The sequence below is a fragment of the Neisseria zalophi genome (assembly GCF_008807015.1).
Classification (GTDB): Bacteria; Pseudomonadota; Gammaproteobacteria; order Burkholderiales; family Neisseriaceae; genus Neisseria; species Neisseria zalophi.
Map to the genome: position 1 here is coordinate 1,286,028 of NZ_CP031700.1, position 16,188 is coordinate 1,302,215.

Consider the following 16,188-nt stretch of genomic DNA (forward strand, 5'->3'; position numbering starts at 1 on the left):
TGTTGCCGTATAAATTAAGGAGGCCGTCTGAAAAAAATGAAGAAATTAAAGCTAAATACAATATGTTATAATCCCAACAATACGACAGGCAGCCGTTATCGGCTGCCTGATTCGTTACTTTATTATGAGTGCTGCCGTTGTTTTCAGACGGCCTTCTATCTTTTGAAATTTTAAAGGGAATAAATATGGCCATACAATGGTTTCCCGGCCACATGAATAAGGCAAAAAAAGCCATTGCCGAGCGTATTAAAAGTATTGATATGGTGGTAGAAATGTTGGATGCCCGATTGCCGGCATCCAGTGAAAACCCGCTGCTGGCACAGCTTTCCCGGGGCAAGCCGAAATTGAAGATTCTCAATAAACAAGACCTTGCCGATTCGGAGCGAACAGCGGTTTGGCTGGCATACTATAACAATCTGCCGGATACGCAGGCCATTGCGCTGGATTCTTCCGAAACGGCGGCCACGGCAAAAATTACCCGCGCCTGCCGTGCCATGATGCCGAATCGCGGCGGGATTGATAAACCGTTGCGCGTTTTGATTTGCGGTATTCCGAATGTCGGTAAATCGACATTGATTAACGGCATGACCGGGAAAAAATCGGCTAAAACCGGTAATGAACCGGGGATTACCAAAGCCGAGCAGCGTTTGTTTTTGGCGGACGACTTCTGGCTCTATGATACGCCGGGTATGTTGTGGCCGAAAATTATTGTGGAAGAGGGCGGTTATAATTTGGCAGCCAGCGGTGCCGTCGGCAGGAATGCGTTGGATGAGGAAGAAGTAGCATTGGAATTGCTGGATTATTTGCGCCGCCATTATCTTCCTTTATTGCAAGCCCGTTATCAGGCCGATAAAGATGCTTCCAGCCATTGGAACGATAATGAATGGCTGGAATGGGTGGCCAAAAAACGCGGAACTATTTTAAGCGGCGGGCGTATTAATTATCAGAAAGCCGCTGAAAATGTGTTAACCGATTTTCGTGACGGCCAAATCGGTAGGATTACACTGGAAACACCGAATCAATGGGAAGCGTGGCTTAAAAAAGCCCGCCAGAAAGAAGCCGAGTTAAAAGCGCTGCGCGAAGCGCGTAAAGCTGAAAGAAAAGGGCATAGGCCGTCTGAAAATGAAAAATAGGCCGTCTGAAACCTTATTGCACACGATTTAAATCATGACTGAAAAAATCCTACCTGATGCACTGATTGAAGCCGCACTGTTAACGCAAACCGAACCGTTGAGTGAGAAAACCATGCGTGAATTGTGTGTGCCACCTTTGTCACAAGATAAGCTGATTGATGTGTTGGCCACTTTGAAAACCCGCTGGCAAAATCGAGCCTTGCAATTAGTGCATACCCATGAAGGTTGGCGTTTTCAAATTGCGCAAGCGGCATTTGAACGGCTTGGCAGTCTGCAAGAGCAGCGTGCGCCGCGTTATTCGCGGGCGGTAATGGAAACCTTGGCGATTATTGCGTATCAGCAGCCGGTTACGCGCGGTGATATTGAAGGCATTCGCGGGGTGGCGGTATCACAAAATGTGATGCAGACCCTGCAAGACAGGGGCTGGATTGAAGTTATCGGCCATCGCGATTCGATAGGCCGCCCGGCATTATGGGCGACTACTTCGGTATTTTTAAGTGATTTGCAGTTGGAAAGTTTGGAATCACTGCCGCCGTTAACGGAATTGGGCGAACTGGTTTTACCCGAGATTGCGGCGGAACGTGTCAGCCAAGATGAAACTACGGAAGTACAAGTTGAAGAGGTTGAGCCTCAAGAAAATTCTTTGTCATAACAAATATTCGTTTCAGACGGCCTTAATGGTTTTTGGGGGTTATTTCCAGATTTGGTTATGGCTTTGCAAATAACGCGAATCTTCAAAAGTCACCAGCCATTGCGGTTTCAAGGCGACAAAAATAGCGGTGAAAATACCGTTTAAAAAGGCTTCGCCCCATGAGAGCAGAAAGAAAACCGGAAAAGCGGATGTCCACAATACTTCATGGGTGAAAGCATCAACCGTTTCCAATAATAAAACCATACATAAGCCGGTGAGCAGCATACCTGCCGCGGCAGCAAGAAAACCGTTTAAAAAGATATAAATAAACAGGTTGGCGGGTAGGCGGGCTGCGATACGGCGGAATAAGATATTGATGGCAACGGCGGGCAGCAATAGAAAAAGTGCATTCAGCCCTAATGACATCAGATTGCCCGTGCCGTTAAAGCCGATATAGGGAATCAGCAGTAGCGTGCCCAACCATAAAGCGGCCGGTGCGCCCAGCATCAACACCACCAAATTAATGCCGATTAAGTGATAGCTCATGCCCGCCAGTTGGCCGCCACCTATTCCGGCATTGAGATACCATAATGCCGTTAGGCTGAACGCCGATACCACAACAGCGATGGGATTATGCGCTGCTGTTGTAAAGGCGGATTTCGCGGTAAACGCCAATATGCCTATCCACAATAATAAAGCCGCGATAAGCAAGATGGGATTGAACCACTCGGCTAAAAAATTCATTAATATCCGATAAATTGATTTCAGACGGCCTGATTATATCGTAAAGCCATTCCGATAACGATAAGGGTTGATGACCGTATGATGATGCCGGTATTCATTGCGAACGTAAATGCTTAAATTGGCTCTATCTTGAATATAATAAGCTTATAAAAACCGACGGTATTCAGCCCGTCTGAAAAGGAATAAACATGCCAAATATCCGTATCACCCCCGTAGGCGCTTTTAGCGATAACTATATATGGGTTGTCATATATGAGAATCAGGCTGTCTGTATCGACCCCGGTGAAGCCGCGCCCGTATTGCATTTTCTCAAAGAACACGGTTTAACCTTAACGCAAATTTGGGTAACCCATCACCATCGCGACCACACGGGTGGTATTGCCGAACTTAAACAGGTTTTTCCGGAATGCAAAGTTTATGGCAACCGCGATATTAAAGAGGCGGATGAATATGTTCGCGACGGCAGTATTTTAACTTTCGGCGGTTATGATGCCGAAGTATGGGAAACCCCCGGCCATACCGATACCCATATCGGCTACCTGCTCAAACTTTCAGACGGCCTGCATGTTTTTTGCGGCGATACCTTATTTTCCGCCGGTTGCGGCCGTGTATTCACCGGTACGGCAGAGCAGATGTTTACCTCTCTACAACGCTATAACAGTCTGCCGCCGGAAACCCTGTTTTATCCCGCGCACGAATATACGGCATCCAATCTACGTTTTGCCACCCGTGTCGAGCCGGGCAATAGCGATATTGCCGCCGCCCTTGCCGAAGCCGAAAATACGCCGACCCTGCCCGTTACCTTGGCGCATGAAAGAAAAGTCAACCCTTTCTTAAGAACCGACAAAGCGGCTATTGTTTCGAATGTAGCGGATTGGTGCGGACAGCCCTTAAACAGCGAGCTGGAAGTATTTGCCGCGATGAGGGAAATGAAAAATAACAGTTGAATACAAATATTCGGCTGCAAGGCTATCTGTATAAAATGACGATAATATCCGGATTGGGAATAATATAAGAACGGATTTACGGCATGGCGCCGGCTTGCGTTATAATCGGCCCCAGATTGATTCAATTTTTGAAACGGCTTACGGAATAATAATGACTATTCAGCAAAATCCACCCCCCCGATTCAGAGACTCTTTTGCTCAAAACAGCATTTACCTGCTGCCCAATTCGTTTACGTTGGCCGCTTTGTTTTCGGCATTTTTTGCCATCACGCAGGCCATGCACGGGAATTATGAAACGGCAGCCATTGCTGTTTTTATTTCGATGCTGCTAGATGGCATGGACGGCCGGATTGCCCGTTGGACCAATAGTCAGAGTGCTTTCGGCGAACAGCTTGACAGCCTTGCCGATATGGTCAGCTTCGGGGTTGCTCCGGCTTTGATTGCCTATAAATGGCAATTGTGGCAGTTTGGTAAATTCGGTTATTCGGTGGCTTTTATTTATTGCGCCTGCGCCGCTTTGCGTTTGGCCTTGTTTAATACTTTAATCGGCAAAGTTGATAAACGTTGGTTTATCGGTATTCCCAGTCCGACGGCAGCCGCTTTGATTGTCGGTATGATTTGGGTGAATCACAGCTATGGGGAAATTCCTTTTGCCTCTTGGATCTGCTTGATTATTACTTTGTTTGCAGGGCTTTCGATGGTGGTTCAGATTCCATTCTGGAGTTTTAAAGAAGTCAATGTGCGCCAAAAAGTACCGTTTTATACCATGATTATGTTTATGTTGGTTTTAGCAGTCGTAACTTTGGAGCCTTCATTGGCATTATTTTTATTTTTCTTGGCATACAGTCTCTCGGGCTATGTGATGTATCTATGGAAATGCTTGAAAAAACGCCGGAATACACAGGCCGTCTGAAAATGATGGCAGATAAATACAACTAGCCGATTCGTGTTACGGCACCTAAAGAAGAATACTTATGTTAGATATTCAATTGATTATCGTCATGCTTGCGGTAGGTAGTTTTGCCGGTTTTATCGCAGGGTTGCTCGGCATCGGCGGCGGTATGATTGTTGTGCCGGTGATGCTGTGGGTTTTGCAGTTCCAAGGTTTGGATCAGATGGCTCATGCTCAGCATTTGGCCGTGGGTACTTCATTTGCCGTTATGGTCTTTACCACTTTTTCGAGTTTGATGGCGCAAAAACGTAAAGGTTTTGTTGATTGGCAAGTGGTCATCCATATGGCGCCCGGCATGATTGTGGGTGCTTTGGTCGGTTCGTCTGTGGCTAAATATATTCCGAATAAAAGTTTACAGATTTTCTTTATTGTTTTTGCTGTTTTTATGGCTGTGAAAACCTTATTGGATATGAAACCGAAATCAAAGCCACAGCCACAATCATCAAGAGGCTTACCGGGAAAGGTTGGTTTAAGCGGAACAGGTATTTTGTTTGGTGTGATATCGAGTTTGGTCGGTATTGCGGGTGGTTCTTTATCGGTACCGTTTTTAATGTATTGTAATGTACCGGTTCATAAAGCAGTCGGTACTTCAGCCGGGTTGGCATGGCCGATAGCGCTGTCTGGTGCCTTGGGGTATCTTTACTCCGGCTGGAATGTCAGTGGATTGCCGGCAGGGACTTTGGGTTTTTGGTATCTTCCAGCCGTAGCTATTTTGAGCGCTGCAACAGTTATTTTCGCACCTATTGGTGTAAAAGCTGCCCATAAACTGCCACCAGCCAAACTTAAATTGGCATTTGCCATATTGCTATTGGCGATTGCTTTAAGAATGCTGCTTAAAATTATTTAATCATAAAATTATTGCTGTCCTGGTTCAATCATAGCCATGCTGGTTTGATTGTGTTTGGCGGTGTCTTATTATTCAGACGGCCTTTGGCTAATGTTGAATGGCTGACTGAATCTTGATTTTTTCAAATACAGGGTTGCTTTAAAGTTATTGATATTCAGGGAAGTTTTTTGAATAGCAATATTCATTTGAAATGTTATGTATTGTATTTGAAACCAAAATAAAAAAATAATATCTATATTTCGTAAACCAACACGATTATGAACATTATTCGGCTCGGTTGAGTCGGCTTTTTTAAGCTATATATTGACTATAAAAAGATATATTTTCATTGATGAGGAAAACTATGCCCAGCAAACCGATAACTCGAGCGCTCACCATTGCCGGTTCGGATTCCGGTGGTGGTGCCGGCATTCAAGCCGATTTGAAAACATTTGGTGCACTTGGTGCATACGGTGCTAGTGTAATTACTGCTGTTACCGCTCAAAATACGCAGGGCGTGCAGGCCGTGCATACGGTTCCGCCTGAAATTATAGCGGCACAATGCGAGTCGGTATTTTCGGATATCCGTATTGATGCAGTTAAAATCGGTATGTTGCCCAATGTCGAAACCATAAAAACCGTTGCTGCCGCATTGCGTAAATACAATAATGGTTTTTTGGTTTTAGACCCTGTCTTGGTGGCAACATCAGGTGATAGCTTAGCCTTGGAGGATACCGTTGCCGTAATGTGTGAAGAGCTTTTGCCCTTAGCCGATGTGATTACTCCTAATCTTGATGAATTGGCAAAGTTGACAGGCAATGCACTGGCAAAAAATGAAGAGGAAATGCTGTCTCAAGGTAGACAGTTAATGGAAAAAGGTGCAGAAGCAGTTCTCTTGAAAGGCGGTCACTGGGTAGATAGCAAAGAGGCCAGTGATTGGTTATTGGCAGATGACCAGGATCCGCAATGCTTCCGCAGCAGTCGTGTTGACACCATAAATACACATGGAACGGGCTGTACACTTGCCGCCGCTATTGCTGCTTTACGCCCGCAACGCACCAGCTTGAATACAGCAGTGGCTGCCGCTAAAACATATTTACATGGGGCAATAGAGGCGGGCGCAGGTTGGCGGGTCGGTAAAGGCTCGGGGCCGTTGGCACATTTTTGGCGGCACTACCGAGATTAATTAGATTATATGAAATTATTGCATTCTACCTGCTTTATATAAGAATAAAAAATTCATACAATAATAAACATTCTTTATCAAAATAAGGCTTGTAATAAATGTCTAATGCCATTATATTGCTTTAATCCGATATTAATGACAACAATAATGAAAGGAGACGATAATGCAACATCGCAGACGTCAAACTATTTTTCAGGCAGCGAAACGGGCATTTAACGCCCCAAAACCTGATGATAGTAATCATGCAAATGGCAAAGGTGCCTAATGCTTAAAGCTATTTAATTGCTTTTTTTATGTTTGGAAATTTAAGCCGTCTGGATTCAGACGGCTTTTTTGCGTCTTTAAAGTTATAACAAGCTTCGTGGCTTTATAACTGATATTAGCTATTGATTGACGAGCCGTCTGAAATCTTTCAGACGGCCTTTTATATTGTCATTTTAATAGTGGTTTAAGATTTCTTATTAGGAAATGAATGTTAAATAAAATCGGTATTTATCAAATTCCAGTCGTTCCATACAATACGCACATCAACAAAGCAGACAGTAGTTTAAAACTTTTTCCTAACTATCAACCTAAATTAAAAATACATCATAAGGACAATTATCATGAAAAAAACAATGCTTACTTTCGCCGCTTTAGCTACTTTAGCCACTTCTTTTGCTTCTGCCCGTGGTGCTCATTTGCCGGCTTACAATCATGCCAATAATTCAGGTGAAATTACTGGATTGCAAGCTGTTCAATATGACGGTATGAAACGAGCAGGTAAAAATGATGATAGCATTAAATTCAGTTTTCCCGGTAGCAGCGAGGTTGCCGTAGATGATGGTTATCAATTTTTAGGCCGTACCGAAAGACGTAACTAAGAAATTTAAAGATTTACATATAAGATGATAAATAGACCGTCTGAAAGGTTTCAGACGGTCTGTTTTCTATGGGATAAAAAGAAGGTGTTTTAGAGACTGATTGGATTTACAAACCTAATTGGGTTTTCATCCAACGCAGATAGGGAATAAAGCCTCTGCTTATAGGTTGCATAATGATTTGCGGGCAGTCATAGCTATGGTTTTGCACAATTATTTTTTCAATAGCTTTATAGTGGCAGCGTGCGGTTTTAATAACGATACGGATTTCTTCATCGCGACACAAGCTGCCTTCCCATATATATTGGCTGAAAATAGATTCATATTGCACACATGCGGCCAGTTGCTGTGCCAGTAATAAACCGCCGATACGCTCTGCTTCTTCGCGGGTCGGTGTGGTTGTGGTAACGATAACGGGTTTGAATTGCGGCATTTCAGACGGCCTTGTGTTATTTAAAGTTTAATACGGGCCAGCCTTTTTCTTCGGCTTCCCGTTGCAAGGTTTCATCGGGGTTGACGGCAACGGGGTCGCTAACGATACGCAGCAAAGGCAAATCGTTTTTAGAATCGCTGTAAAAATAAATTTTGCCATAGCTTTCTTGCGTTTCACCGCGTGCTGCCAGCCATTCGTTTAGGCGGGTGATTTTGCCTTCTTTCAGACTGGGGGTGCCGATGTAGTTGCCGGTGTAGTTGCCGTCGGCATCGGTTTCCAGTTGCGTGCCGATAATGTTTTTAATGCCGAACAAATGACAAATCGGGGTGATGATAAATTCGTTGGTAGAAGAAATGACCAATAGTTCGTCGCCGGCATTGCGGTGGCTTTGTACCAACATTTTTGCCATCGGGGAAATATGTGGGCTGATGAATTTTTCGGTAAATTCTTGGTGCATGGCGGCCAGCTCTCTACGGTTGAAGCGGCTTAAAGGCTCAAGGTGGAATTTGAGAAACTCATCGATATCCAAGCAGCCGTTTTGATAATCGCGGTAAAATTTATCATTTTGTTTGCGGGTATATTCAATATCAACCACGCCTTTTTCCATTAGGTATTGCGGCCATGAATGATCGGAATCGGTATTGATGAGGGTGTTGTCTAAATCGAAGATAGCAAGGTTTTTCATTCTGTTTCCTGTTGTTTCAGCAATTCGCGCAAAAGGGGCAGGGTAATGCGTTTGCCCATAGATACAGCGTAATGATCGAGGCGGTCGAGCATTTTTATGAGGCTGTTTATATCGCGCCGCCAATGGTTGAGCAGATAGCGGAAGATTTCCGGTGTGATAACTAACTGGCGTGCGGCAGCCATGCTGACTAATGCATCTATTTTTTCTTCGTCGCTCAAAGGTTTGACATCATAAATCAGACAGTAGCCCACCCGTGTGCGTAAATCTTCCCGAATGGCAAGTTGTTGCGGCGGCACATCGGCACTCAGTAATAAAAAGCCGTGATTGCTGTTTCGGAAACGGTTGAATAAGGCGAATAAGAGGGCTTGGTCGTTATCACTGAGTTTGTCGATTTGATCGACGGCCACATATTCGGCATCGAGAATTTGTTCGGAAAGCGGTGTTTGCGGTGCATCGATATATACGGCTTTTTTACCGGCCGCTACGGCTTGTGCCACCCATGCTTTTAATAAATGGCTTTTACCCGATCCTTCATACCCCCAAACGTAAAGAAATTGCCCGTGTTGCTGTTGCAAAACGTGCAAAAGTTCGGCATTGGCCGTGCCTAAGAATTTATCAAACGAAGGATAATCCTGAGTGGCAAAATCAAAAATAAGCTGGTTCACGGAATTAGGCTGTTTTAATGTCTTTCAGACGGCACATTGTACGTTGTTTCGGCAAAGCGTATCAAGCCGCACCGCCGGCTGTTTGTTTGGTAGAATGCAGGCTTTTACTTAAAATAACGGCCTAATAAAATACAAGGGAAACCAATCGGGTCTTAAAACATTCAAACTCACGCTATCATGCCGTTTATATCTTTTCAGACGGCCTTTGCCCACTTATACGGAAGCTTACGCTAATGGAATTTTTTTCTGCCATTATTGATTTTATCTTGCATATTGATCAGCATCTTACCGAACTTTCTTCTCAATACGGTGTATGGATTTATGCTATTTTGTTTCTAATTATTTTTTGTGAAACCGGTTTGGTGGTAACGCCTTTTTTACCGGGTGATTCCTTGTTGTTTGCGTCCGGTGGTATTGCCGCTATCGGTGAAATGAATATTCATGTGATGGTTTTATTGCTGATCTTGGCTGCGGTTGTTGGTGATGCGGTTAACTTTTTAATTGGTAAATATTTTGGTGCCAAACTTTTTGCCAATCCGGATTCTAAAATTTTTAAACGCCGCTATTTGGATAAAACCCATCAGTTTTATGAAAAATACGGTGGCAAAACCATTATTATCGCCCGCTTTGTGCCGATTGTGCGTACGTTTGCGCCTTTTGTAGCCGGTATGGCCAATATGCACTATGGTCGGTTTATCCGCTTTAATATTATTGGTGCGGTATTGTGGGTGGTGTTGTTTTCTTATGCCGGTTATTTTTTCGCCAATATTCCGGTGGTGAAAAATAATCTTGGTTTGGTGCTCGGTGCCATTATTGTGATTTCGGTATTGCCCGGCGTTATTGAGGTTATCCGTGCCAAACGTGCGGGCAAGCGTGAATCGGGTAACTAACTTAATTATTAAATGTGAGGAGGCCGTCTGAAAACTTTTCAGACGGCTTTCTTTATACATCAATCTTATTTAATTGCTTTTAGTTGCTTGATCTTCTAAAAGCCGTTCATATTGAAGCGCATATTCGGGTTGCCCCAATCCGGCTAAGACATGCAGATGTGCTGCTGCCGATTTGGCAAGGCTGTCTAAAGTGTAGCCGCCTTCCAAAACGGATACAATCCGACCTTTGCAACTTGATGCTGTTTGAATAATTTTATCGGTCAGCCAAGCATAATCGGCTTCGTTCAAATTCATACGGCCGGTTTCATCGTGTTCATGGCCGTCAAAACCCGCAGAAAGTAAAATCAATTCGGGTTTAAATGCTTTGAGTTTGGGCAGCCAATGCGTACGGATGGCTTCACGGAAAACGCTACTGCCGGTTTGTGACAGAAACGGAATATTGACGCAATAGGCATCATCGCCATCGCAGCATTGAGGTGGAAATGGGTATAAATCTTGCTGGTAGCAGTTTAAAAACAATACCCGTGGGTCGTCTTTAAAAATTTCTGCCGTACCGTCGCCATAATGGACATCGAAATCAATTACGGCAACCCGTTGTAGACGAAAACGTGAAATGGCGTGCATTGCGCCTACTGCCACATTGTTCAGCAGACAAAAACCACCGGCCTTGTCGCTTTGCGCATGATGACCGGGCGGGCGGACGGCGCAAAAAGCATGAAAAGCGTCTTTTTTCATGACCATATCCACAGCCTTGACCACCGCTCCGGCGGCATAACGGGCGGAAAGTAATGATTGGTTGCCCATAACCGTATCGTCGTCTAAACGGTAGATTTTACCTTTGCGCGGTTGTACGGATTCAAGGAAATGGAGATATTTACGGGGGTGTACCAAAGCCAATCTGCTATCTTCTATTTCAGGAGCTTTAATTTTTTGCAAGGTTTTCCAGATACCTTGTTTTTTTAACTCTTTTTCAATGGCTGGAATCCGTTGCGGCGATTCGGGATGTGAAATATCTATTGAGCTTTCTGTAAAAATAGGGTGGCTTATCCAGATGGGTTTGGCCTGTTTGCCGATAAAGTGGCGTAATCTCGAACGCATATACCGTATTATTCTGTTCATAAACGTTTTTCCGCAAATCATTGTTTTACAATATATAGATAGTATTTTTCAGACGGCCTTGTTATAAATATGGCACATGGTGGGCGGAAACTGCTTGGAAAAATCTGCACCGCCCTTTAGAATAGCTTATTTCCGACGGCAATCCAAACAGTTTGCCCCGATCATTATATAAGGAATGGACAATATGATTGATTTTGCTTATGCCGCCGATGCCGCAGCCCAACCCAATATATTCGTAAAATTTGCCCCGTTGGTGCTGATTCTGGTGGTGTTTTATTTTTTAATTATGCGACCCCAGCAAAAAAAATTCAAAGCCCATCAAGCGATGATTGCTGAGTTGAAACGTGGCGATAAAGTGTTGTTGTCATCAGGCTTCAAAGGTACGATTAATAAAGTAGGCGAGCAGTTTTTTACTGTGGAAATCGCCCGCAATGTAGAAGTTGAAGTCGAACGCAACGCTATTGCCAGCAAAGTTGAATAATTATTTCTACCCTTAAGAGCCGCTGCATCTCTGCCGCGGCTGTTTGTCTTTATACAGTAAGTGAAGGTTTACCATGAACCGCTATCCGCTTTGGAAATACCTGCTGATTGCTTTCACCATTATTTTAGGCATTATTTATACATTGCCTAATTTATTTGGTGAAACACCTGCCGTACAGGTATCCACCAACCGACAATCCATTGTTATCAACGATCAAACCCAGGCCCGTGTGGCCGAAGCCCTTCAGACGGCTAAGATTCCGACTGACGGTATGTTTATTGTCGATAATTCTTTAAAAATCCGTTTCAAAGATACCGAAACGCAATTAAAAGCCCGTGATGTGGTAGAAAACGCCTTAGGTGAAGGCTATATTACCGCACTTAACCTTTTGGCCGACAGTCCGACATGGATGGCTAAAATCAATGCCAATCCGATGTTTTTGGGCTTGGACTTGCGTGGCGGGGTACATTTCACCATGCAGGTGGATATGGAAGCGGCAATTCAGAAAACATTCGAGCGTTATTCAGGCGATATCCGCCGCGAGCTACGTCGCCAGAAAATCCGTAGCGGAACTATCCGCCGTACGCAAAACAGCTTGACCGTCCCGTTCCGTGAAGCGGCAGACTTGGAAAAAGCATTACCCAAACTACGTGACTTTTTCCCCGAGGCAACGTTAACGCCGCAGGGTAATAATTTGGTGCTGACGCTTTCCCAGCAATTGCTTGACCAAGTACGCAGCGATGCATTGAAACAAAACATCACCACCTTGCATAACCGTGTCAACGAATTGGGCGTGGCCGAACCGGTTATTCAACAGTCAGGTTCCGAGCGCATTGTGGTGCAATTACCCGGTGTGCAGGATACCGCTAAGGCCAAAGACATTATCGGCCGTACTGCGACTTTGGAAGTGCGTATGGTATCCGATGATGTTTCACTGATTCAGGCGGCCTTAGTCGGTAACGTACCGGATGGTTATGACCTGCTTTATACTGCAGGTGAGATGCCGCAGCCGACTTTGGTCAACAAACAAGTCGAGCTGACAGGTGACAATATCAATGATGCCCAGCCCGGTTTTGACGAACAGGGTGCGCCCTCTGTCAATATTAATTTGGACAGTACCGGTGGTAGCATCTTTGCCGATCTGACATCGCAAAATGTCGGCAAACGTATGGCAATGGTATTAATCGACCAAGGTAAAGCGGAAGTGGTGACCGCACCGGTTATCCGTTCGGCCATTACCGGCGGTCGCGTACAGATTTCAGGCAGCATGTCGACCGCTGAAGCCAATGATACATCGTTATTATTGCGTGCCGGTTCACTGGCTGCTCCGATGGAAATTATTGAAGAACGGACTATCGGCCCGTCTTTAGGTAAAGAGAATATTGAAAAAGGCTTTAATTCCACTTTATGGGGTTTCGCTGTCGTTGCCTTGTTTATGGTGTTTTACTACCGTTTAATGGGCGTGTTCTCTACTATTGCCTTGAGTACCAATATCTTATTTTTATTGGCTATCTTATCGGCATTGCAAGCCACGCTGACACTGCCCGGTATTGCTGCCTTAGCCTTAACACTGGGTATGGCGATTGACTCCAACGTTTTGATTAACGAGCGTATCCGCGAAGAATTGAATGATGGTATTCCACCTCAGCAGGCTATTAATATTGGTTATCAAAATGCTTGGGCGACCATTGTCGATTCAAATATTACTTCGCTGATTGCCGGTATTGCACTGCTGATTTTTGGTTCCGGCCCTGTGCGCGGTTTTGCCGTGGTGCACTGTCTCGGTATTCTGACTTCGATGTATTCATCGGTTGTGGTTTCCCGTGCGTTGGTTAATCTTTGGTACGGCCGCCGCCGCAAATTACAACAGATTTCTATTGGTACGGTTTGGAAGCCTGCCAATAAAGCAGCCGGTCAGGAGTAAGCAATATGGAATTATTTAAAATGAAACGTGATATTCCGTTTATGAGCTACGGAAAAATCACAACGTTTATTTCACTGGTAACGTTTATTGCCGCTGTTTTCTTCTTAGTAGCCAAAGGTCTGAATTTTTCTGTCGAATTTACCGGCGGTACGGTTATGGAAGTGCAATACGAACAAAGTGCCGACATTAATGCGATGCGGGAAAAGTTGGATACGCTTCAGTTAGGAGATGTTCAAGTACAGGCATTGGGTACTAACCGGCACATTATGATACGTTTACCAAATAAAGAAGGCGTAGCCGCATCACAATTATCTAATAGCGTCATGAACTTGCTCAGACAAGATCGTTCCGACGTTTCTTTGCGGCAAGTCGAATTTATCGGGCCGCAAGTAGGCGATGAGCTCGTGACCGGCGGTATGTTGGCTTTAAGTATGGTGATTATCGGCATTATTATTTATTTGTCGGTTCGCTTTGAATGGCGTTTTGCTGTTTCGGCTATTATTGCCAATATGCACGACGTGGTGATTATTCTCGGCTTTTTCGCCTTTTTCCAATGGGAATTCTCTTTAACCGTCTTGGCCGGTATTCTGGCGGTATTGGGTTATTCGGTAAACGAATCGGTGGTGGTGTTCGACCGTATCCGTGAAAACTTCCGCAAACCGACCATGCGCAATAAAACCGTTCCGCAGATTATCGATAATGCCATTACTTCAACCATGAGCCGTACGGTGATTACCCACGGTTCGACTGAAGCGATGGTGTTATCCATGCTGGTTTTCGGTGGTGCGGCATTGCACGGCTTTTCGCTTGCATTAACTATCGGTATCGTATTCGGTATTTATTCTTCGGTATTGGTTGCCAGCCCGATGTTGCTGATGTTTGGTTTGAGTCGTGAAAATCTGGCCAAGCCTCAGAAGCAAAAAGAAGAAGCGGTTGTGTAATCCGTTTCAAGGATTCAAAGTTAATTACTAATGAGGCCGTCTGAAATTTTTTCAGACGGCCTCATTATTTGCATATTATCTATATCGAAATGATTATTTGAATAAAACAATCAAGAGTAGCGCAATGGCAATCACGGCCAGCCACAGGCTTTGCCGCTGTTGGATTTTAACCAAATGAATATAGGCGTCACGCATTTCCTGTTGTCGGTTTTCATCCACCAGCATATTGATTTTACGGGGGAGCGCAGGCAGGATTTGCGCCCAATCGGGGGCTTCATTTTTGAGGTTGTTCCAAAAAGCTTTGGGGCCGACTTGTTCGCCCATCCATTGGGTTAAAAAAGGTTTGGCTGTTGCCCATAAATCCAAATCGGGATCAAGCTGGCGGCCTAAGCCTTCAATATTCAATAATGTTTTTTGCAGTAAAACCAATTGGGGTTGGATTTCAACATTAAAGCGGCGGCTGGTTTCAAACAGGCGCATCAGCACCAAGCCGAATGAGATTTGCGATAAAGGTTTGTTGAAAATCGGTTCGCACACGGTTCGAACGGCAGCTTCCAATTCTTCAGCACGGGTTTCTTGCGGCACCCAGCCCGATTCGATATGGGCCATGGCAACGCGGTGGTAGTCACGGTTGAAAAAGGCCAAAAAGTTAATGGCTAAATAGCGTCGGTCATAATCGGTGAGGCTGCCGACAATACCGAAATCTAAAGCGATATAGCGGCCGTCGTCAGCTACTAAAATATTACCGGGGTGCATATCGGCATGAAAAAAGCCGTGTCGGAACACTTGGGTAAAAAAGATTTCCACACCGTAGCGTGCGAGTGTCGATAAGTCGATATTTTTGGCTTTTAGTGCGGCAATATCGGATACCGGCGTTCCATCCATCCACTCAATAGTCAGTACGTCGCGACTACAATAATCATAATAAACATTGGGCACAATCAGCATATCGCTGTTTTTGAAATTACGACCGAGCTGGCTGGCATTGGCGGCCTCACGCATGAGGTCTAATTCGTCGTGTAGGTATTGATTGAATTCGGCAACGACTTCACGCGGTTTGAGGCGTTTGCCGTCGGCAAACAGGCGTTCGACCCAGCCGGCGGCAAAACGCAATAAGGCCAAATCTTGTTCGATAACGGGCAATATATTGGGGCGTAAAACTTTAACGGCAACCTGTTCACCGCTATGCAGGCGCGCTTTGTGCACTTGGGCGATGGATGCGCTGGCAACCGGTTCGGCTTCGAATTCGGCATAAAGCGTTTCGATGGATTGGCCGAGGGAAGATTCAATTTGATTTCGTGCCAGTGCCGCATCAAAAGGTGGTACGCGGTCTTGCAGTTTGGCTAATTCTTTTGCGTACGGTTCGGGAATGAGGTCGGGTCGGGTGGAAAGCACTTGACCAAATTTCACAAAAATCGGCCCCAGAGATTCTAAAGCCAAGCGGAGGCGTACGGGGAGCGGGTCATTTTTGGTTTGTGATGACTGCGGTATTTTCTGTATGAGGGCTTGCAGCCATTTTTGACGGATGTGTCCGGCAAATAAATCGGTGAGTCCGTAGCGGTAAACGGTTTGGGTAATGGTGCGGGTGCGTTTAAGCCATTTCATGATGATGTCTTCAGACGGCGTATCGAAAAGGGGGATTATAAAGCATGCGGGCTTTGGGTTATAGGGTGAAATGGCCTGAAAAGATAGATTGTTTTTGTTTGGATGACATATCTTTATTTTTAGATGGCGTATTGAGGATTGCCGTAAGCTATTTTATGAGTAGGTA

Annotated in this window: 17 protein-coding genes; 11 read left to right on the top strand and 6 right to left on the bottom strand. The window is 44.9% G+C overall.

Annotation, left to right across the window (positions count from 1 at the left end):
- Nucleotides 1–185 precede the first annotated feature (185 nt).
- Both ylqF and scpB read left to right on the top strand, forming a co-directional pair.
- Entirely contained in the window at nt 186–1,133 is a 948-nt protein-coding gene (gene ylqF, locus D0T92_RS05895; RefSeq protein ID WP_151051115.1) for a ribosome biogenesis GTPase YlqF, read from the top strand.
- Between the two features lie 34 nt (nt 1,134–1,167).
- Complete coding sequence (gene scpB / locus D0T92_RS05900; protein WP_151051117.1) at nt 1,168–1,785, top strand: SMC-Scp complex subunit ScpB; 618 nt, start codon at nt 1,168–1,170, stop codon at nt 1,783–1,785.
- A gap of 39 nt (nt 1,786–1,824) precedes the next feature.
- On the opposite strand, the gene D0T92_RS05905 is transcribed toward scpB, so the two are convergent.
- The gene (locus D0T92_RS05905; RefSeq protein ID WP_151051119.1) at nt 1,825–2,508 is read right to left on the bottom strand and encodes an energy-coupling factor ABC transporter permease; all 684 of its coding nucleotides are present in this window, start codon (nt 2,506–2,508) and stop codon (nt 1,825–1,827) included.
- A 197-nt stretch (nt 2,509–2,705) separates the two neighbouring features.
- Between D0T92_RS05905 and gloB the strand changes: the two genes are divergently transcribed.
- From gloB to D0T92_RS05930, 5 genes are all read left to right on the top strand, one after another.
- The gene (gloB, locus tag D0T92_RS05910; RefSeq protein ID WP_151052999.1) at nt 2,706–3,455 is read left to right on the top strand and encodes a hydroxyacylglutathione hydrolase; all 750 of its coding nucleotides are present in this window, start codon (nt 2,706–2,708) and stop codon (nt 3,453–3,455) included.
- A gap of 151 nt (nt 3,456–3,606) precedes the next feature.
- Nucleotides 3,607–4,368 (top strand): CDP-diacylglycerol--serine O-phosphatidyltransferase, encoded by a 762-nt coding sequence (gene pssA, locus D0T92_RS05915; protein ID WP_151051121.1) that lies wholly within the window; start codon nt 3,607–3,609, stop codon nt 4,366–4,368.
- A 61-nt stretch (nt 4,369–4,429) separates the two neighbouring features.
- Complete coding sequence (locus D0T92_RS05920) at nt 4,430–5,254, top strand: sulfite exporter TauE/SafE family protein (protein WP_151051123.1); 825 nt, start codon at nt 4,430–4,432, stop codon at nt 5,252–5,254.
- A 343-nt stretch (nt 5,255–5,597) separates the two neighbouring features.
- On the top strand, nt 5,598–6,419 hold the full coding sequence (gene thiD / locus D0T92_RS05925; protein WP_151051125.1) for a bifunctional hydroxymethylpyrimidine kinase/phosphomethylpyrimidine kinase: 822 nt from the start codon (nt 5,598–5,600) through the stop codon (nt 6,417–6,419).
- 605 nt (nt 6,420–7,024) lie between these two features.
- Nucleotides 7,025–7,282: a hypothetical protein gene (locus D0T92_RS05930; RefSeq protein WP_151051127.1), complete on the top strand. Its 258-nt coding sequence runs from the start codon at nt 7,025–7,027 to the stop codon at nt 7,280–7,282.
- 106 nt (nt 7,283–7,388) lie between these two features.
- On the opposite strand, the gene cutA is transcribed toward D0T92_RS05930, so the two are convergent.
- Genes cutA through hda form a run of 3 tightly spaced genes read right to left on the bottom strand, consistent with a single transcriptional unit; the run spans nt 7,389 to nt 9,062 of the window.
- Nucleotides 7,389–7,712: a divalent-cation tolerance protein CutA gene (cutA, locus tag D0T92_RS05935; RefSeq protein WP_151051129.1), complete on the bottom strand. Its 324-nt coding sequence runs from the start codon at nt 7,710–7,712 to the stop codon at nt 7,389–7,391.
- A gap of 16 nt (nt 7,713–7,728) precedes the next feature.
- Nucleotides 7,729–8,397 carry a histidinol-phosphatase gene (locus tag D0T92_RS05940; protein WP_151051131.1) on the bottom strand — a complete coding sequence of 223 codons (669 nt, stop codon included), beginning with the start codon at nt 8,395–8,397 and terminating at the stop codon, nt 7,729–7,731.
- The gene (gene hda / locus D0T92_RS05945; RefSeq protein WP_151051133.1) at nt 8,394–9,062 is read right to left on the bottom strand and encodes a DnaA regulatory inactivator Hda; all 669 of its coding nucleotides are present in this window, start codon (nt 9,060–9,062) and stop codon (nt 8,394–8,396) included. Before hda ends, D0T92_RS05940 begins: the two co-directional genes overlap by 4 nt.
- Nucleotides 9,063–9,295: 233 nt before the next feature.
- On the opposite strand from hda, the gene D0T92_RS05950 reads away from it, so the two are divergent.
- Nucleotides 9,296–9,952 carry a DedA family protein gene (locus tag D0T92_RS05950; RefSeq protein ID WP_151051135.1) on the top strand — a complete coding sequence of 219 codons (657 nt, stop codon included), beginning with the start codon at nt 9,296–9,298 and terminating at the stop codon, nt 9,950–9,952.
- Nucleotides 9,953–10,021: 69 nt separating this feature from the next.
- Here D0T92_RS05950 and D0T92_RS05955 read toward each other — a convergent pair whose 3' ends face one another.
- Nucleotides 10,022–11,071 (bottom strand): histone deacetylase family protein, encoded by a 1,050-nt coding sequence (locus D0T92_RS05955; RefSeq protein WP_151051137.1) that lies wholly within the window; start codon nt 11,069–11,071, stop codon nt 10,022–10,024.
- A gap of 184 nt (nt 11,072–11,255) precedes the next feature.
- On the opposite strand from D0T92_RS05955, the gene yajC reads away from it, so the two are divergent.
- From yajC to secF, 3 genes are all read left to right on the top strand, one after another.
- Complete coding sequence (yajC, locus tag D0T92_RS05960; RefSeq protein WP_151051139.1) at nt 11,256–11,552, top strand: preprotein translocase subunit YajC; 297 nt, start codon at nt 11,256–11,258, stop codon at nt 11,550–11,552.
- Between the two features lie 73 nt (nt 11,553–11,625).
- A complete protein-coding gene (secD, locus tag D0T92_RS05965; RefSeq protein ID WP_151051141.1) occupies nt 11,626–13,476 on the top strand; it encodes a protein translocase subunit SecD in 1,851 nt (616 codons plus the stop codon).
- Between the two features lie 5 nt (nt 13,477–13,481).
- A complete protein-coding gene (gene secF, locus D0T92_RS05970) occupies nt 13,482–14,417 on the top strand; it encodes a protein translocase subunit SecF (protein WP_151051143.1) in 936 nt (311 codons plus the stop codon).
- A 93-nt stretch (nt 14,418–14,510) separates the two neighbouring features.
- Here the strand turns inward: secF and ubiB are convergent, their stop codons facing one another.
- Nucleotides 14,511–16,022, bottom strand: coding sequence for a ubiquinone biosynthesis regulatory protein kinase UbiB (gene ubiB / locus D0T92_RS05975; RefSeq protein WP_151051145.1), 1,512 nt, complete (start codon nt 16,020–16,022; stop codon nt 14,511–14,513).
- Nucleotides 16,023–16,188 lie beyond the last annotated feature (166 nt).

Excerpts from the sequence above, each read along its gene's own strand:
- ylqF (WP_151051115.1), top strand. The coding sequence starts at position 186 with ATGGCCATACAATGGTTTCCCGGCCACATGAATAAGGCAAAAAAAGCC.
- scpB (WP_151051117.1), top strand. The coding sequence starts at position 1,168 with ATGACTGAAAAAATCCTACCTGATGCACTGATTGAAGCCGCACTGTTA.
- D0T92_RS05905 (WP_151051119.1), bottom strand. The coding sequence starts at position 2,508 with ATGAATTTTTTAGCCGAGTGGTTCAATCCCATCTTGCTTATCGCGGCT.
- pssA (WP_151051121.1), top strand. The coding sequence starts at position 3,607 with ATGACTATTCAGCAAAATCCACCCCCCCGATTCAGAGACTCTTTTGCT.
- D0T92_RS05920 (WP_151051123.1), top strand. The coding sequence starts at position 4,430 with ATGTTAGATATTCAATTGATTATCGTCATGCTTGCGGTAGGTAGTTTT.
- thiD (WP_151051125.1), top strand. The coding sequence starts at position 5,598 with ATGCCCAGCAAACCGATAACTCGAGCGCTCACCATTGCCGGTTCGGAT.
- D0T92_RS05930 (WP_151051127.1), top strand. The coding sequence starts at position 7,025 with ATGAAAAAAACAATGCTTACTTTCGCCGCTTTAGCTACTTTAGCCACT.
- cutA (WP_151051129.1), bottom strand. The coding sequence starts at position 7,712 with ATGCCGCAATTCAAACCCGTTATCGTTACCACAACCACACCGACCCGC.
- D0T92_RS05940 (WP_151051131.1), bottom strand. The coding sequence starts at position 8,397 with ATGAAAAACCTTGCTATCTTCGATTTAGACAACACCCTCATCAATACC.
- D0T92_RS05950 (WP_151051135.1), top strand. The coding sequence starts at position 9,296 with ATGGAATTTTTTTCTGCCATTATTGATTTTATCTTGCATATTGATCAG.
- D0T92_RS05955 (WP_151051137.1), bottom strand. The coding sequence starts at position 11,071 with ATGAACAGAATAATACGGTATATGCGTTCGAGATTACGCCACTTTATC.
- yajC (WP_151051139.1), top strand. The coding sequence starts at position 11,256 with ATGATTGATTTTGCTTATGCCGCCGATGCCGCAGCCCAACCCAATATA.
- secD (WP_151051141.1), top strand. The coding sequence starts at position 11,626 with ATGAACCGCTATCCGCTTTGGAAATACCTGCTGATTGCTTTCACCATT.
- secF (WP_151051143.1), top strand. The coding sequence starts at position 13,482 with ATGGAATTATTTAAAATGAAACGTGATATTCCGTTTATGAGCTACGGA.
- ubiB (WP_151051145.1), bottom strand. The coding sequence starts at position 16,022 with ATGAAATGGCTTAAACGCACCCGCACCATTACCCAAACCGTTTACCGC.